The 17023-nt window shown below is 47.5% G+C and carries 15 protein-coding genes; 3 read left to right on the top strand and 12 right to left on the bottom strand.

Features of this window, described 5'->3' with window-relative positions:
* Positions 1-9: 9 nt before the first annotated feature.
* Positions 10-3099 carry a SusC/RagA family TonB-linked outer membrane protein gene (locus WBG78_RS22155; RefSeq protein WP_337328683.1) on the bottom strand — a complete coding sequence of 1030 codons (3090 nt, stop codon included), beginning with the start codon at positions 3097-3099 and terminating at the stop codon, positions 10-12.
* Positions 3100-3595: 496 nt separating this feature from the next.
* On the opposite strand from WBG78_RS22155, the gene WBG78_RS22150 reads away from it, so the two are divergent.
* The gene (locus WBG78_RS22150; protein WP_337328682.1) at positions 3596-4015 is read left to right on the top strand and encodes an OsmC family protein; all 420 of its coding nucleotides are present in this window, start codon (positions 3596-3598) and stop codon (positions 4013-4015) included.
* Between the two features lie 299 nt (positions 4016-4314).
* On the opposite strand, the gene WBG78_RS22145 is transcribed toward WBG78_RS22150, so the two are convergent.
* Both WBG78_RS22145 and WBG78_RS22140 read right to left on the bottom strand, forming a co-directional pair.
* Positions 4315-4836 (bottom strand): pyridoxamine 5'-phosphate oxidase family protein, encoded by a 522-nt coding sequence (locus WBG78_RS22145; RefSeq protein ID WP_337328681.1) that lies wholly within the window; start codon positions 4834-4836, stop codon positions 4315-4317.
* Between the two features lie 178 nt (positions 4837-5014).
* On the bottom strand, positions 5015-7336 hold the full coding sequence (locus WBG78_RS22140) for an ABC transporter permease (RefSeq protein WP_337328680.1): 2322 nt from the start codon (positions 7334-7336) through the stop codon (positions 5015-5017).
* A gap of 273 nt (positions 7337-7609) precedes the next feature.
* Between WBG78_RS22140 and WBG78_RS22135 the strand changes: the two genes are divergently transcribed.
* Entirely contained in the window at positions 7610-8635 is a 1026-nt protein-coding gene (locus WBG78_RS22135) for an MBL fold metallo-hydrolase (RefSeq protein WP_337328679.1), read from the top strand.
* Positions 8636-8661: 26 nt separating this feature from the next.
* Here WBG78_RS22135 and WBG78_RS22130 read toward each other — a convergent pair whose 3' ends face one another.
* Positions 8662-9012: a hypothetical protein gene (locus WBG78_RS22130; RefSeq protein ID WP_337328678.1), complete on the bottom strand. Its 351-nt coding sequence runs from the start codon at positions 9010-9012 to the stop codon at positions 8662-8664.
* A gap of 333 nt (positions 9013-9345) precedes the next feature.
* Between WBG78_RS22130 and WBG78_RS22125 the strand changes: the two genes are divergently transcribed.
* Positions 9346-10074: a DUF6962 family protein gene (locus tag WBG78_RS22125; RefSeq protein WP_337328677.1), complete on the top strand. Its 729-nt coding sequence runs from the start codon at positions 9346-9348 to the stop codon at positions 10072-10074.
* A 74-nt stretch (positions 10075-10148) separates the two neighbouring features.
* On the opposite strand, the gene WBG78_RS22120 is transcribed toward WBG78_RS22125, so the two are convergent.
* From WBG78_RS22120 to kdsA, 8 genes are all read right to left on the bottom strand, one after another.
* On the bottom strand, positions 10149-10613 hold the full coding sequence (locus tag WBG78_RS22120; RefSeq protein ID WP_337328676.1) for a hypothetical protein: 465 nt from the start codon (positions 10611-10613) through the stop codon (positions 10149-10151).
* 195 nt (positions 10614-10808) lie between these two features.
* Entirely contained in the window at positions 10809-11471 is a 663-nt protein-coding gene (locus WBG78_RS22115; protein WP_337328675.1) for an NAD-dependent epimerase/dehydratase family protein, read from the bottom strand.
* Between the two features lie 428 nt (positions 11472-11899).
* Positions 11900-12607, bottom strand: a complete 708-nt coding sequence (locus tag WBG78_RS22110) for a LytR/AlgR family response regulator transcription factor (RefSeq protein ID WP_337328674.1) — start codon at positions 12605-12607, stop codon at positions 11900-11902.
* Between the two features lie 2 nt (positions 12608-12609).
* A complete protein-coding gene (locus WBG78_RS22105) occupies positions 12610-13653 on the bottom strand; it encodes a sensor histidine kinase (RefSeq protein WP_337328673.1) in 1044 nt (347 codons plus the stop codon).
* Between the two features lie 91 nt (positions 13654-13744).
* Positions 13745-14227, bottom strand: a complete 483-nt coding sequence (locus WBG78_RS22100) for a hypothetical protein (protein ID WP_337328672.1) — start codon at positions 14225-14227, stop codon at positions 13745-13747.
* A 113-nt stretch (positions 14228-14340) separates the two neighbouring features.
* Positions 14341-15036, bottom strand: coding sequence for a phosphatase (locus WBG78_RS22095; RefSeq protein WP_337328671.1), 696 nt, complete (start codon positions 15034-15036; stop codon positions 14341-14343).
* A 60-nt stretch (positions 15037-15096) separates the two neighbouring features.
* Positions 15097-16119: a transaldolase family protein gene (locus WBG78_RS22090; RefSeq protein WP_337328670.1), complete on the bottom strand. Its 1023-nt coding sequence runs from the start codon at positions 16117-16119 to the stop codon at positions 15097-15099.
* A 24-nt stretch (positions 16120-16143) separates the two neighbouring features.
* Positions 16144-16995, bottom strand: a complete 852-nt coding sequence (gene kdsA, locus WBG78_RS22085; protein WP_337328669.1) for a 3-deoxy-8-phosphooctulonate synthase — start codon at positions 16993-16995, stop codon at positions 16144-16146.
* Positions 16996-17023 lie beyond the last annotated feature (28 nt).

Below are 17023 nucleotides of genomic sequence, written 5' to 3'. Positions count from 1 at the left end.
GAATGTTCATTAGAAGCCGATCTCGATGCCGCCCATATACAAAGTAGTAGATGGCATTTCGCCTGATGTCACGTTGCCGGCCCTTTCAGGATCAAACAACTTGTACTTTGACCACACCAGAGGATTCTGTGCAGAAGCGTAAACACGGATCTTCTTCGTGTATATCCTTTCAGTTAAGCTCGCAGGGAGTGTGTAACCCAACGTAACAGTACGCAGTTTGATGTAGCCGCCGTCCATGTAGTTGAGGCTGGAGCCATAAGTAATGCTCTCCTGATTCTTATTCGGACGAGGATAGTTGTTCGTTGGATTGTCGACTGTCCAGTAGTCAACCTTAAGGTTGTTATATCTGGCCTGCATAGTCGCCTGGTCGTTGCTGAACTGGCTGTTGATCATGAAGCCAAGACGGTAGTAGAAGAAGAAGGAAAAATCAATTCCCTTAAACTCCACTTTGCTGCTTAAGCCACCGTAAGCTTTTGGTACATCGTTGCCAATAATCTTGCGATCATTGGTCAGATCGATATTGCCATCTCCGTTTTGATCCTTGATTTTAATTTCGCCTGGATACTGCTTGAAGCCGGCGGCCGCATCCTTTTCTTCAGTCTGCCAGATACCGATCTTTTCGTAATCATAGAACACGCGAATGGGCTGACCAATGAACCATCCGTTACCGATATCATTCTTCTTTTCGCCATCAGGTCCGCGTTGTGCGAGATCGACAATCTTTTCTTTCAAACTTCCGAGGTTGAATTCGGCCGTCCATTTCAGACTGTTGGGTAAATCAAGGATGGTTGCGTTCAATGTTACTTCATAACCTTCGGTTTGTGTTCCGCCGATGTTCTGCAGAATGGCAGCGTAACCCGAAGTTGGAGGTAACTGGCGATTTAACAGCAGTGAAGTGCCAGTTGACGTATGATAGTAATCAAAATAACCAGTGAGTCTGTTCTCGAAAAATCCGAAGTCGACGCCGACGTCAAAGGATTGTGACACTTCCCAGCTCAGGTTGGGGTTAGCAATCTGATCGAGGCGGAAACCACGTGCATCCACGTTGTTCCAGTCGTAGAATGTTCCCGTGAGTGTGCCCTGGGTTTGATAAGGCAGTACTGATGTGTTACCCACTTCACCATAGGAAGCACGAAGTTTCAATTCACTGATCGGTCTCACGCCGGACATGAAGCCCTCGTCCTTAATGCGCCAGCCTGCTGAAATACCCGGAAAGCTCGCCCACTTGTTTCCAGGTGCGAGACGTGAAGATCCGTCCCATCGCATGCTCGCCTGTAATAAGTACTTGCCTTTATATGAGTAGTTGACACGCCCCATATAAGACAACAATTGATATTCCAGGAAGCGGGTAGAATAGCTGGTGATTGTTCCCAGTCCCAGATTGTACCACTTCATAGTTTCGTATGGAAGGTTCTGCGCTGCAGTCGTTCCAAACTCATATTGCTGGCTGGCCGCGCTTTGTAATGCTGTCAGACCAAGAGTATGGTCACCAAATTCTTTGCTGTAGGTAAGGAGGTTTTCCAGCGTGTAGCCAAACTGTTGGCCCTTCATCAGTGATGCGGCTGGTGTACCGTTCTTTCTGCTGTTGGTGAACTGGCCATCGAAAATACCCTGCTGGTAGTTCTGAACGTCTACACCAAACAGCAATTTGTAAGTGAGGCCTTTCGTGATCTTTGCTTCCAGGTATGCTGAGCTGAAGATACGATCAGTCTTGCGCTCATCGATCTTCTTGCCTGGTACCAACTCGTTCAAAGGGTTTGACCGGATACCGTCAGAGATAGGGAGGAAGATGAGATTTCCGTTAGCATCATAGGGCAAGCCGAGCGGTGATTGATTTACCGCCTCTGGTATCACACCGTTGGATCCGTAGTTTTGAATCGCCCGTGAAAATATAGCGGACATACCTACGCGGAAGTATTTGCCAATGTCCTGATCGGCATTTATGCGACCTGAATACCGCGTATAATCTGTGCCGTCAACGATACCCTTCTCCTTGAAGTTACCGAAGGACATACGGATCAAAGACTTTTCCGTACCTGCCGACAAGCTTAGTTGTTGATTTAACTGGGACCCGCTGTGATAGATCAGGTCCTGCCAGTCAGTAGACAGTCCGTTAACAACGGAATTGTATTCGACTGCATCGTTAAAGACTGCTGCATCGGAAGGGATAGTGGAGCCTACGTCACCCCATGCTGTGCGGCCTGTTTGATTTTTTGCATCAAGTCGGTTTGCTTCGCGCTTCATGGCGGCGAACTCTTCACCATTCATCATGGGTATCGTTTTGAAGGGTTGCGTTACGCCATAAGTTGTTGAGAAGTTCACGGATACTTCGCCCGGCTTACCCCGTTTTGTGGTGATAAGGATGACGCCGTTTGATCCGCGGGAACCATAGATAGCCTGCGAAGCAGCATCCTTCAATACCTCTACAGAAGCGATGTCTGACGGGTTGAAGTCGCTGATGGTTTGTGTTCCGGCGGTCATGGGGATACCGTCAATAACGAACAGGGGATCATTCGATGCTGCTAGTGATCGTCGTCCGCGAATTACAATTTGAGGTGACTGGCCGGGGCGACCGCCGGTGGATAGTACGTCCACGCCGGCTATTTGTCCCTTCATAGCATCCATGGCATTACCAGTAGATACCTTTGTGATGGCTTCACCGCTGATCGAAGAGATCGAGGAAGTTACGTCTCTCTTCTCCTGTGTACCGTAACCGACGACAACGATCTCAGTAAGTTCAGCAAGATCTGCTGACATGCTTACATTGATTTTGCTCTGTCCTCCGACGGCCAGTTCCTGAGGCTTGAAGCCTATGAAGGAGAATACGAGTACTGCTGAAGACTGGTCTCCTTCCAGGCGGAGGCTGTACTTACCATCTGCGTCAGTAGTGGTACCGTTGGATGTTCCCTTTACGATTACGTTTACGCCGGGAAGAGGAGCGCCGACTTCATCGCTTACGGTTCCTGTTATTGTTGAATTCTGAAAGAGAGGTGCTTCGTCGGATAGGACCGACGCCGAGGGTGGCGACAGCGGATAACCATGTGCGGTAGCGCATATGGCTATCCACCCTAGCATACATAGTAGTAGTGATCTTGTCATATGATTAGGATTAGGAAGTTTTCAACATAAAATCTGATTGCGTGTGTGAGTCAATGTGTGTGGCTATGGCTATATGTCAAGTCAACCTGCCCGCTATATGGCGGGCACCGACAGGTCATTTTGGAGATCGTGTTGGAGGCAGCAGGATTGAGAATTTCATAGCTATTCAAAGTGACTAAATAACGCAATCGATTGCATCGAAGATTGCAATTTTTGGCTTATAAGACAAGTGTGTTATCTACCTTTATTTTTCCAAAGTGGATTCACACGGCGTATGGGAATGATAAACGGATGAGGAGACGACTTTGAAGTACGTATTGTCAGTGCAATCGACCGCACACCGCTAACGTTTACAGGTACCGGACACACAACCTGAAATCGGGCTTTTTTGATGTTACCACCGGCCTTCAAAGGACCAACTCAGAGGGCCGATTGATTGTGCGGATCAGTTTTTTTCCCCTACTTCCGCAATTGATTCAACTAACCCTTTCGATTTATGAAACGAACAGCAAGTGCTCATTGGAAAGGTGATCTTAAGGCCGGAAAAGGCGAGATCACAACACAAAGCTCCACCCTGAACAATACTCAATATTCCTTTAATGCCCGGTTTGCCGAAGGCGTTGGCACGAACCCTGAAGAACTAATTGCCGCTGCTCATGCAGGCTGCTTCACCATGGCTCTAAGCGCTGCCCTGGGGCAGGCCGGGCATACTGCAAACGACCTGACTACGAAAGCAACTGTTGACTTCGATACAAGTGGACCTAAAATCACTGGCATTACCCTTGATCTTAATGCTGCCAAAATCGATGGCCTTTCAGCTGAAGACTTCAAAAAGTTTGCTAACGGCGCTAAAGAAAATTGCCCAATTTCCAAGGCACTCGCTGCAGTGCCGATTACATTAAACATCAACTATTGATCAGGAAGTCCGGCCAATGCACTCAAGAGCGAGTGAGAAGACCGTCGATCTGCGTATAGCGTGAAGGTTGTTCCTGGACGTCACGGGCACCGAAACTGTTCCCGTAATGGTTCCCTTCATCCGAAGAAAAATGAGAGAGGCTGTCATATAGGACAGCCTCTCTTGCATTAACACTCTTTCATTTTACATTCAAACACTTTTAAATTTTACATTCAGTGTTTTACATTTTGCGGTTACACTTCAAAACACTAAGGCGCCTGTTGAGTTGATCACCACCACTTCATTCAACCGCTCTCCGGCTACTTCACAGCAATTGTACCTTCGACTCCTTCCTGCAATGTCTTCCCAGTAACTGCCGAAGCTGCAATCTTCAGAAGTGAAACCAGCTTGCCACTCTTTGTATCCCAATAGTATCCTTCAATCGGAGTTACTTTGATCACTGTGACCCTGGGATCGTCCTTTCCCTTTTCAAACCATGCTTTAGCGATATCGGTCCAAAGTTCGTCAATCTTCGCCCGGTCTCTCGTAATGGTTGCTTCACCGTAAACTGAAAGGAACTCGTAGTTGCTTGTGTTCAGAAAGAACAACTGCACTCTGGGATCCTTCGATATTTCGATATTCTTATCCGTGTCACTTCCGCTGAGGAACCAGAAATTGCCCTGGTCACAGACTTTCTGCACCGCCATGGGACGCGTGTTTAGTGGCAACTGCGTTAAATTGGTTGTAAGCAAGCAAGTCGATTCATGCTTTACGAGCTCTTTGAATTTATCTATTGCGTCCTCATTGACAAGGTTCTTAATTTTTGATGCTTCCTTTTCCATAGGTCTTTTCTCAGGGCAGGACGCAAATTGCGTGCGTGAGTATTTGGCGTGATTTAATGGCGGATCTTAGAATACTTGCACGTCATTATATTGGGTGATGTCCGCATCGGGGTACGAAGTGTGGCAAATGGTTCACACTCCAAAAGCAAAGATTTCCTATCGTGAGGCCTGAGAAAACTTATTCGCTGCGCAGATTGCGCACCGGATTTTGAAGTGCCGCCCGTATCGCCAGTGACGCTACGGTAATGGCTGTGATGACTGTGATGAGAAGACCCGCTTTGAAAAAAATCGCTGGCTCGACATTGATCTTATAAGCAAACTGATTCAACCAGCGTTGGGCTGCCATCCAGATTACAGGAACGACTACGACGCACGAGAAGGCGAGCAGGGCTGCGTATCTCTTTGTAAGAAGCACAAGCAGCGAGGAAACGCTGGCACCGAGAACCTTGCGAATGCTTATTTCCTTCGCGCGCTGATTCACTGTGTATTCTACCAATCCAAATAGTCCGAGGCAGGCAACTCCAATTGCGAGATAAGTGAAGAGCAGAAACAATTTGCCGAGCCGTTGCTCAGACTTGTACATCTCGTCGAGTCGTTCGTCAAGGAATTCATATGAGAATGTCCACTCGGGATCAAGCTGCTCGTAGGTCTTCTTCAGATGTTCAAGTGTAGAAGACACATCATTGCTCTTGATCCGGACGGCCATTTGCCAGCTGGCATAAGGAAACAACTGCATCACTACAGGTGTGAGCTGTTCACGCAGGCTTTTAAAGTGGAAGTCCTTCACCACGCCGATGATCTTTCCCCGCTTCATTACGTTTCTTCCTTTGTCCCAGCGGGGCCAATCGAGCCGCCTGCCAATGGATGATTCGGCGTCGCCCAGCCCATACGTTTTAAGGAACGTTTCATTAACGATGAAAGCATCAGTAGAATCAGATGGAAACTCGACGGCGAAGTTGCGGCCCGCAACCAGTTCCATTCCCATGGTCTCAATGTAGTAGTGATCGATGCAGAACAATGATGTCGACCATTCTTTACCAGATACAGGATCGACGACGCCATCACCTGCAACCAGGTTGCCTGGGAGGCCGAAACCAATCGTTGCATTCACCACATTCGGATGATTCATATATCGCAGCCTGGTGGTCGACTGGTTTGTCAATTGAGGAGAACGCAACGGTATAACTACAACATGCGACTTGTCAAAGCCAAGGTTCTTTTCCCTCAGTAATTTGTTTTGCGCAATGATGATCAGGGATCCGCTAACGAGGAAGAACGATAACATGAACTGAACAATTACGAGTGATTGCCTCAGCATTGATCCACCGCTACCATCCAGTCGTTTTTTCGATAGCACGAGTGCGGGTCTGAACCGGGACAGATACAGGGCAGGGTAGGAGCCGGCAGCTATTCCGAGCGTCAGGCAGAACAGCACCGCCACTGACACGAACTGAAAATTGTAATCTATATACAGCTGTTTGTTCACGATCGCATTTAAGAATGGCATCGAGGTTTCTGCAATTACCACCGCGATGGCAAGTCCGACCAAGGTAACGAGGATCGATTCAGACAGAAACTGAAGTATGAGCTGGCTTTGCAATGCGCCTGTGGATTTTCGGATACCTACTTCCTTAATTCGCTTCGTTGCCCGCGCTGTTGAAAGATTTACAAAGTTCAAGATGGCAATCAGAAGTATGATCGCGGCAGTGGCAATCAATATGTAAACACTTTGAGCATCGCCGCGTTGCGCAATCTCCCATTGAAAAGATGACGAGTGCAAGTGGATATCGCTGATATTCTGAAGGTGCGCATCATAGTGTGATCCGAGCTCCTTCAACTGGGGCGCAGCGTATTTTTCAATGAATGCCGGGAACTTAGATTCAAGAGTAGCCGCATCTGAGCCAGGTTTCAGTTTGAGATAAGTAAATATCTGCTGCCGCCGGAAGTTGTCGCCAAACCGGGCGGCCCAGTTGGTGGTTGACAGTGAAAGTATGTAGCGGAGTTTCAAATGAAAATTAGAAGGTGGATCGGCGAACACTGCGGTAACTTCTCTTTCTATATTGTCAATCTTAATTGATTGTCCAACAGGATCGTTCGCGCCGAAATATTTCTCCGCTAATGACTTTGATAAAGCGACTGTTCCCGGCCGGGTCACTGCCGAGTCGCGATTGCCACTAACAACATTCAATGAGAGCATCTCAAATATTCCGGACTCGGAGAGAACGCCCTGGCCTTCGTTGGACTTCTTTCCGTCTTTGTCAAACAACTGTTCCTCATAGGTGTCCAGTATCCTTAATGTTGATTCTATCTCCGGGAAACTTTCCTGCATCCTTGATGCGTATGGATATGGAACAATGGGGAGATTTTGCTGGACGCCCTCGTTGGTAACGGTATTGTAAATACGATAGGTGCGATCTCCGTCGGGGTGATAGTTATCGAAGGAGAGTTCATCGGAAACGAAGACAAATATCAGTATGCAGGAGGCAAGGCTTGTTGCCATGCCGGCATATTGATAATGGAAAATGCCTTGTACTTCGACAGATTTCGCAGCGCGATTTTCAGGTAGTTGTACAGCATGCGCCCGTATTTTGAACTGCCATTGCCAAAGTCGCACCAACATTTTCCATGCGTTCCAATAGGCCCCAGGAACAATCTTCAATAAAATGGTTGAACGGCCGGGGACATTTTTGTCCGAATACGGACTAATGTAATGAGGAATATCCGGGAGTTGCGACTGCAATGCATTACCTTGAAACTTCAATCTTTTCGATCCGTGACTGCAATACGCGTGAGAAACTACAGGTTGCCGGTTATCAAGCCAGGATGGCCGGGCAACCTTTATGAAAATGACAATCGGTTTGTAGATGAAGAGCACCCTTTTGCTCCACAATTCACTGATGTTCTGAAATGGACCTTTTCAAGAAACCCTCAGCGAAATGAGAAAGCGCGGGATCACTTCAGACTAAAAGTGTCCGACGATAATTCTTTCGTTCATCAAAATGACGACTGCATTGTGTGGCTTGGACACGCGACTTTTTATATACGTGTCAGTGGAGTCGTGATCCTGATAGACCCCGTATTTTACGATTTGCCTTTTGTGAAACGTTATTCGAAGCATGCCCTTTCACCTGCGACGCTGGGACGCATCGACTATCTTCTTATCTCTCACGATCATCGTGATCATTGCCAGGAGCGCTCTATTCGGGAAGTGTTCAAGCACAATCCTGAGTTAGAGGTCCTGACAGGTCTCCGAATGGACTCGTTATTGAAGAAATGGATACCCATCGAACGAATCCAGTGTGCGGGATGGTATCAGCAATTCAAAACGAGATCTGCTTTAGCTCTTTGTTTCCTGCCAACCAGGCATTGGTCAAAGCGAAGCTACAACGATACGAATACACGACTGTGGGGAGCATTCAGTATTCAGTCAGCGGACCATACCATCTATTTTGGAGGAGACACTGCGTACGGTAAGCATTTTAAACACGCGTCGGAATTATTCCCCGACATTGATATCGCTATTCTTGGCGTTGGGGCATACAAGCCTTCCTGGATGATGACTAACGTTCACATTTCACCTGAGGAGGCAGTAAATGCATGCAATGATCTTAATGCTTCATTGATGATTCCCATGCATTATGGAACGTTCGACTTAAGTGATGAACCACCGGGCGAACCGGTTTCCAAACTTCTGTCACTTAAATCCGCTGGGAAACTAAACGCAGGGTTGAAGATTTTGAATCCGGGAGAAGTTCTTCATATGACGGGAAGTGACGATGCTCAGTCAATGAGCGCATAGCGCATAGCGAGGTATGCCGCCTCATATTATGCAACCTGGCGTGAGGCCGGCTTGCCATTGTCGAAGGCATCCATCAGTGCCATCACTTCCTGAGTTACGTCTTTACCTCCGGACAGATTGCAGGCGATGCTGCTAACGGTTCTTATCGGTCCCCATGGCAAACCCCACCACCCAAGGGTGAATGAGAGCAGGGTGAATCCCATGCCTTCGGCAATTCCCTTTTCGTCAGCCGAAATGAAGTATATGTCCGACGATCTTTGCAATGTGACAACAAGGAGAGAGACAGTGTATTGATACATCACAAACCGTCCGCCGCGCTGGATTTCACGGCTGACTTGTTCAGCGGTAAGGCCGTTTAGGTTTTTTATAGCCGCCATTCTATCTGGGTTAATGATTCAAAGTTACCGCTGACTTGCAAAAAATGCTGTTGCAATCGATGCAGGTCAACGTCGGTGTAATAAATCTTTACATTCTGTACTAAGTTCCAGCCCAGGGGAACCCAGAATCGCCGTCATTGTTTACGATTGAAGGCTTGGGGAATGTAAATGGTGCCGTAAGGAATTGGTTTACCTTGGTTAATTTCGAGCTGGACGTTTAACAATGGGAGATACAGGACGTTACGAGAAGTTGGGCCGGAAAGACTTACCTTGGGCCGAATGCCACCCCACATGTGGCGGAACAAATCGATTGAACTGCCGTTTTAAGTTAGCATGGTAGATCCGCAAACGTCCATTTTTCCATTTGGAATCCGAATCGACGAACCAGTCGCCACCATCACTGACCTGCTGGTGACGGTTGTCTGCACTTATGCGTATGTGCAAATGCGTCGCATGGGTTTGAATGACTGGTCCCAGATTCACTTCCGCCGTTATTTTCTGCTCGTTGCTATAGCTACTGCCTGGGGCGGCATTATCGGGCACGGATTCCTCTATGCATTTACGTTCGCATGGAAACTACCGGGATGGATCGTGGGTATCGTCTCTGTGGCGCTCGTCGAGCGGTCGGCTATATCACATGCACAGGCGCTCATTCAACCGAAGATCGGCAAGTTCTTCCTGATATTTAACATCATCGAGATGTGTGCAATTCTGGCCATCACGATGATCTCGCTCGACTTTAAATGGGTGCAATATCACAACGCCTACGGACTCCTTATCAATGTCGCCGGCTTTCATGGTTATGCTTACTATCGCACACGCGACAAGGGAAGCCTTATCATTTTAGGGGCAGTTGTCGTGACTTCCGTGGCTTCAGTTGTGTTTACGAACGAGATTTCTCTGCATACCTGGTTCAATTATATAGACATAAGTCATGTTCTTCTGGCAGTCGCGGCCTATATCATGTACCTGGGGGCAATCCGCCAGAAGACCACAAAAGTTGAAGCGAGTTCTCACAAGCAGCCGATCAGGAAAACTGAACGCACTCCCGTCGAGAGATAACAACCCAAAGCAAAAAAAGCGGCCCTGTAATGGGCCGCTTTTCTAAGATGTCGTATGTGATTGAATCGGTCAGACTAACTCTTTGCATCTAACTCTTTAGCCAGTGCATCGTACTTTTCCTTAACCGCGGTATCAGTAGCTAGTGATTTCTTGATGGCATTGAAGGCTTTCAGGCCAACATAGTCCTTTGCAAGTGACTGGAATGTGGCGGTGATTTTTGCTGATTCATCAGCGCGCTTCTTTGCTACTTCTTTCACGAAGGCTACTTCTTCAGGTTTTGCATTCGCAGCAACAAGCTTCGTGGAATCATTGATAACTTTGAACAGTTCATTGTAACGGGGGACTTCCATGATCGTGGTTTTTTGAACCATTTCGGTGATGCTTTCATTGAGGTTCTCCTGCATGTCCTTCACGGAGTCCATCGTGATAGCATACTTCTTCAGGTCGTCGTCAGTGAATGCGGGTTTAGTTGTTTGCGCATAGCCTGCCGTTGCAATTGCCAGCAGAAAAAACATTGATAATAAACGCTGCGAGCTCATACTTTTTACAAATTGTTAGTGTTTGTGTTAATTACTTAACAGGAATTATAGAAAATTCCTGCGAGTTACACAATGCCTTTCCAGCAGAACACGATTTCGAACCGGATGGACGAGGGGGTTTTTGCGTAATATGCGCAGTTGCCTGCGCAATTAACCACGCAACTTGTGAGGAGGCCAACAATTACGCGTTGCGAATCAACGTGTTGCGAGCTTGCGGATGTCTGCAATTTCGAGGACCTGCTTTTCGTAACCTTTGTTCGCAGCATTGATCATTGCCCTTCCAACTTCATCCAGTGTAAGCACCTGAGAGGGGAACAATGCTTTGACAACGGGAGCGAGAACAAGCATTACGCGATACAACGTTTTCAGATGCTGCTGACCTTTTACAGGCGACATGAACCCCGGCCTGAAATTGTATGCACCTTTGAACGGCATCTTCATCAACGCATTCTCCGCTTTACCCTTTACCCTCGCCCACATTACTTTGCCTTGTTCAGTTCCGTCGGTATGCAATCCGGAAATGTGCGTGATTACCATGCCTGGATTCAAACGCTGAACGGTGCTCGCGAAATTAACCGCAGTATCGTACGTGATTTTAGTATATGCTTCTTCTGTCATGCCGACGGAGCTCACGCCCGCACAATAAAAGCATGCATCATAACCGGCAAGCTGTGCCTCAATGGTTTCGAGATGAAGAAAGTCGCTGACAAGACATTCCCTGAGTTTTGGATGCTTTATTCCTACCGGCTTCCGGCTAACAGAGAGCACCTGACTTACTTCGGGCCGGTTGAGACAAGTGAGCAATACACCTTCACCTACCATCCCGGTCGAACCTGTTATAATTACTTTGAGGGACATGATTTGCTGTTATTGATAATGGTTAGGACGTATTCAATTTATAAATATTGCAGGACGTCTTCCCCATCCTCAGAATATGAAGGTCGTGTAAAGTCCCAGCCGGAATAACTCAGACTGTAAAGGTTTTTCCGGATCGGACAGTCGGGGCGACTGGTCTGGGAAAGTCTGGTAAACGTTGGGAAACGGTCTGGGAAAGTCTGGGAAGAGTTGAGCAAACGACTGGGAAAGTCTGGGCGGGGTTGGGTAAGACTTGCGAAAAAGTTGGGAGCGACTTCGGAAAACGTAGCGAAAATGCCGCCTGACGGTAGCCAACCAGTAGGCAAAATGCTGCGGCCTTATTGCCTGCCCAGTGCCTACTACATTGGGAGGCATGTTCCAGGAGCGCGCCGGTTAATAGTAATAAGTGACACAGTTTATTTTACAGTCAGCTAAAAAGCGTGCTTCCGCAACACCTCATCTACCTGCTTCTTATAGCTGATGCCGATTGGAATGTTCTTTACATCAATAAAGATTTCTTCCGCATTAAAGGCTGTGATCTTATCGACGTTCACAATAAAGGACCGGTGTATGCGCAGGAACTTTTCGCCCAGTATCTCCTCGATCTCATGAGTACTCATTTTGGTGATAACTCTTCCCTTATTGGTGTGAAGATAGATGTACTCCCGCATGCTTTCTACATAAAGGAGGTCGTCGAACATTACTTTCTTCATGGTCTTGTTAACGTTGAAGAAACCAAACGTCTGATTCCCTGTGGCAACTTCTTTGTTGTCGCCGTTTGCAGCAAGAGCCGGGTAACGATTCACCGCCTTAAGAAAGCGATCAAATGAAAATGGCTTCTTGAGATAATCAAGCACATGAAGCTCGAATGCATCGAGAGCATATTCTGAATAGGCCGTTGTGATGATGACGGCCGGAGGATCCTGCAGCGTGCGCAGAAACTGCAACCCTGTTAGTGACGGCAGTTGAATGTCGAGAAATAATAAATCCACCTGGTGGTTCCTCAGGTATTCAAGAGCTTCCACAGCATCGTTAAATACACCTTGAAGAACCAGCCAATCTGTTTTGCCCACGAATGTCCGAAGAATTTCCTGTGCAGGCTTTTCATCTTCGATAATTAAGCAACTCACCTTTTCCATAACTATGCGTTAACTGGTATAGATAATGAGACCCGGAATTTATTGTCAGTGTCAGAGATTTGTAATGAGTAGTTGGTGTCATACAGGAGCTCCAGCTGGCGGCGGATGTTGGCGATACCAGTACCCTGTCCGTTACCATTGCCGTTGCCTGAGATGTGATCGTTTTCCACCATCAGCATTGCGCGATTTCCCGATGCCTGGATGTTGATCACAATCTGTACCGAACCTCTGATGTTTCGAAGGGCATGCTTGAAGCTGTTTTCAACAAAGGGAAGGAAGATCAACGGCGATATTTTTTGAGAAAGCGCCTCCCGTGGAGTGGTAAGAGATACATTCAATCTTGAATTGTGTCGCATTCTCTCCAGCTCTATATAATGCTTTATGACTTCGATCTCGCGTCCCAGCGGTATGTCGGGCTTGTTGCACTCCTCCAGAGTAAAACGAAGCAAAGAAGCAAGATTCAATACTATTTCCTGTTCCCGCCCTGGATGCTTCAGCGTTTCCGAATAAAGCGTATTCAACGTATTGAACAGAAAGTGCGGATGCATTTGTGCCTTTAGAAAGTTTAATTCTGCCTGACGTTTTTCGGCAATCAGCTGTTCATTCTTCTCCTGCAGATCCCTCTTGTTCTTTACGAGTTTCACAATGATCGCCATACACACAACTCCAAGCCATGTAAAGATTTCTCTGATCACTACACCGAGATTCCATTGAGCAAACCCTTCGGGGAAAGTCATACCTGTCAGTGGGTATGCGAAATAGATTTTGTACGCACGTAGAAATATTCCCAACGCTACTATAGTCAGGGCGATGTATCCAAATAAGGCAGCGCCGGAAATCCGCGGCATGAGATAGTAGAGGATAAAGTAGGTCGCGGCCATGCATATGGGTAGTGACAGGAGAAAAGTGTACAACTCGCCCTTCGGTGCGCCGGCTCCGATAGCGACTACCATCCAATTGAAAACGTCAGCAAGCCAGAAAATAATGTGACGGAGGAGCCGGATCCAGGGACGCTGGCTATATATAAGCGCGTTGATGAACTTCAATTGAATAATGTTAGCAGTGAGTAAAAGTCTCGTTTAGCCAGGCGACTCTCGTTGATCCTTTTGAAACCAGTTGAAGAATCAGGATGTCCTGTTATCTCGACCATGCATGTCGCCTCGCCATCATTGCTAACGGCATACCGATGGCAAAGATCAGAATTGTTGCGCTGATAAGAGCTCCCTTTACGGTGAAGGGAATTGAAGGAGTATTTGATAACGGCAGGACTATACGGTTCATCACAAACCATACGAAAAGCCCATAGACGATCGTGGTTACCCAGACGTTCTCCTGAAGAAATCTGAGCCGGGGGTATAGCTGAAAGAAAAGCCACGTCCATATGCCGGCGATCATATAGTGAAAGAGCAAACCCAGTACAGCGTAGCCGTTGCCTCCGGCCAGCGCATCGGAACCGAACACTCCGCTGGCAATAAATTTAAGCATCATCAGGGGATTTCTACCATTGATTAGCGTTTGGATAACGGCTGCAGTGATATCCAATGTTCCCACTATGAGCCAGGCCAGCCACATCGTGCGTGCCCTTCCATTGCCTGCTATTGATGTCTCGGCCTGTCTCATGTGTTTGGGTTTAAATTGGAACACACATAAGCTACCAATAATAGGAACGCCAGATGGAAGGCTCCTACAGATAGATGCTTCCGACACACGAGATGGGAACTTGGCAGGCCTAACTAAATCTCGGTCCGGCGAAGTTCCTGTTCCTGAACGGTAAAATACTGTGTTTCTATCGCCTGACGGGCAGCCAGGTATTGCTCATAGGTTTCGGTGAAGTGTGCCCGGTTTGAAATCACTGCTTCGTAGTTGCCAGTGGCACCGATGATCAGTTCGCAAGCTTCGCGTACGTTGTAAAGCGAACGACTTGCGACATAGTCGGCCAGCTGATGATCATGCACAAACTTTTTGAATAATGGACTGCCCGGGTGCTGTACCATAATTCTAAGTCCGGCTTCTTCAGCGAGTCCCAGGTCCAGAACATCGTCGAACACAAAAGCAATTTCCTTTGGATTCAGATTATGCAGTGCTGCAAAATGCCGGAACGCCTGCATCTTGTTTTTTACACGGAAGTATCCCTGATGGAAGTGTTCTCTCGTCGTGAGTTGAAACGACAACGTGTTTCGCTCACCGGACATCACGGCAACAACAGGCAACTCACCACGGTCGAGCCACCGGCTGAAACGGAGAAGGTTCGTACCCATGGCATCTACTTCGTTGAAGTTGCTGCTGCCCTGATGATCTTTCACGCCGTCATTAAAAACACCATCCCAATCAAAGATGAAGGCACGGATGCCCTTCAGTTTCGAATGGAATGCTTCGTATGGTATGCGGAACTCGCCGCCGATATCAGTAAATAACTTCTCTATGTCCATGTTGATTAACAAAAAAGTCGGGCGAGTTGCCCGACTTAATATTCATTGATAAACTGTTTTCTAGTTTGTGCCGTTTGCTTTCAGATCCTGAATGTCGAGCATGCCCACAGGCTTGCCGCCGTCCGTTACCAGGATCGAATCGACACTGGTCTTCTTGAACAACGTCGAAGCATCGTTAAGCATCGCATTCGCTTCAACTGAAACAGGGGCCTTGTATGTAAAGTCACCGATGTTCTTCTTAAGAACGTCGCGTCCTTCAGATTGAATCTTCCGACGCAGATCGCCATCGGTGAAAACCCCGACGAGGCTACCATCTTTCTTAACAACCGTCACTGCACCAAATCCATATTCTGTCATCTTAACGATGGCATCCATCAATGGTACATCGGCATTTACGATCGGATTGGTTTTGCTGATTGCATCACCCACCTTTACCGTCATCAGTCTCGTGTGCTCGATGAATTGATCAGTGCCAAGCGTGGTAAAGTTGTTTTCAGGCAACACTTTCAGGATCTTCCAGGGAACGGTGATCGTATGGACGCCGATGTTGAGCGCGTTGCGCACGTGCTCGACCGTCCGAACGGAGGAGAACATCACCTTAGTGTCATAATCGTAATGATCGGCTGCAAATACACATTGCTCCACTAACGACAATGCGTCGTGACCCTGATCCTGGAGTCGTCCTACCAAAGGACAAACATAAGTAGCACCGGCCTGCATTGCCATGTAGGCCTGCTGTAGCGTATACACCAGGTGGACATTAACCTGCAGTCCACGCTTTCTCAAAAGCGCACAACCGCGAAGGCCTTCCAGTGACACCGGAATCTTGAATACCGTTTTCTGTGGATCAAGTCCGAGGTCCAGTTGTCGTTCGGCCTCAGCAAGTACTTCCTCTGCAGTATCGCCCAGGGCTTCGATCTGAAGTACAGGGACAATCTTCGAAAGTTTTACAATAAGCCCATCGATATCCGTAACGCCACCGCGATGCATAAACGTCGGTGTAGTGGTCAAGCCGGATAAGAAGCCCAGCTTAAAAGCTTCTTCTATTTCGTTAATATCTGCTGAATCCAGATACAGCTCCATGTATACAATTGTTTACGTATAAGATCAGGCAGGAATAACTTCGCGATCCCTGTATTTCACCTGGATGGCGTGAAGCTCAATCAAAGGCTTCAGGAACTCCTCCAAATCATATACACACAACTGGCTTGCGGCATCGCAAAGAGCAGTCTCAGGAGTAGGGTGTGTTTCGATGAATACACCATCAACACCGGCTGCAACGCCAGCCCTGGATAAAACGGGAAGGAACTCACGCGCACCACCCGCAGATGAAGCACTTGGAATTCCATATTTCCGAATGGAGTGTGTGATATCGAATACTACAGGATAACCGAGTTTACCCATGTGATAGAAGCTTCTTGGATCAACGATCAGGTCGTTATAGCCAAAGGTATAGCCGCGTTCGGTAAGAATGATCTGGTCGTTTCCTGCCTCGTTACATTTTGTAACGGGATGCTTCATATTATCAGGTGCAAGGAATTGTCCGTGCTTGATGTTCACTACGCGTCCAGTCTTGGCAGCAGCAACCATAAGGTCTGTCTGCATACACAAATAAGCGGGGATCTGAAGTACGTCTACTACTTCAGCTGCAGCCTTTGCCTGATCCGGATAATGAATGTCCGTCAATACGGAGAAGCCGAACTGTTCTTTGATCTTGGCCAGCATCTTTACACCCTTGTCGAGACCAGGACCATTATAGTACTTAAGGCTGCTCCTGTTGTCTTTCTGGAACGAGCTCTTATAGATGATCTTGATTTTCATGCGCTCGGAAACTTCTCTCAGCTTCTCCGCAGTCTTCATCATGATGCTTTCTTCCTCAATCACACAGGGACCTGAAATGACAAAGAGATCATCAGTTCCACATTCGATGTTTCCTACCTTTACAATTTTCTTGCTCATTGTTTTCGCTTTAAGCGTGGTTGATCTT

The organism is Chryseolinea sp. T2, from assembly GCF_037203685.1.
Lineage (GTDB): Bacteria > Bacteroidota > Bacteroidia > Cytophagales > Cyclobacteriaceae > Chryseolinea.
This window is presented reverse-complemented; position numbering and strand designations above follow the sequence as displayed.

Coding starts and splice junctions, on each gene's coding strand:
- WBG78_RS22155 (WP_337328683.1), bottom strand. CDS start 3,099: ATGACAAGATCACTACTACTATGTATGCTAGGGTGGATAGCCATATGC.
- WBG78_RS22150 (WP_337328682.1), top strand. CDS start 3,596: ATGAAACGAACAGCAAGTGCTCATTGGAAAGGTGATCTTAAGGCCGGA.
- WBG78_RS22145 (WP_337328681.1), bottom strand. CDS start 4,836: ATGGAAAAGGAAGCATCAAAAATTAAGAACCTTGTCAATGAGGACGCA.
- WBG78_RS22140 (WP_337328680.1), bottom strand. CDS start 7,336: ATGGCAACAAGCCTTGCCTCCTGCATACTGATATTTGTCTTCGTTTCC.
- WBG78_RS22130 (WP_337328678.1), bottom strand. CDS start 9,012: ATGGCGGCTATAAAAAACCTAAACGGCCTTACCGCTGAACAAGTCAGC.
- WBG78_RS22125 (WP_337328677.1), top strand. CDS start 9,346: ATGGTAGATCCGCAAACGTCCATTTTTCCATTTGGAATCCGAATCGAC.
- WBG78_RS22120 (WP_337328676.1), bottom strand. CDS start 10,613: ATGAGCTCGCAGCGTTTATTATCAATGTTTTTTCTGCTGGCAATTGCA.
- WBG78_RS22115 (WP_337328675.1), bottom strand. CDS start 11,471: ATGTCCCTCAAAGTAATTATAACAGGTTCGACCGGGATGGTAGGTGAA.
- WBG78_RS22110 (WP_337328674.1), bottom strand. CDS start 12,607: ATGGAAAAGGTGAGTTGCTTAATTATCGAAGATGAAAAGCCTGCACAG.
- WBG78_RS22100 (WP_337328672.1), bottom strand. CDS start 14,227: ATGAGACAGGCCGAGACATCAATAGCAGGCAATGGAAGGGCACGCACG.
- WBG78_RS22095 (WP_337328671.1), bottom strand. CDS start 15,036: ATGGACATAGAGAAGTTATTTACTGATATCGGCGGCGAGTTCCGCATA.
- WBG78_RS22090 (WP_337328670.1), bottom strand. CDS start 16,119: ATGGAGCTGTATCTGGATTCAGCAGATATTAACGAAATAGAAGAAGCT.
- kdsA (WP_337328669.1), bottom strand. CDS start 16,995: ATGAGCAAGAAAATTGTAAAGGTAGGAAACATCGAATGTGGAACTGAT.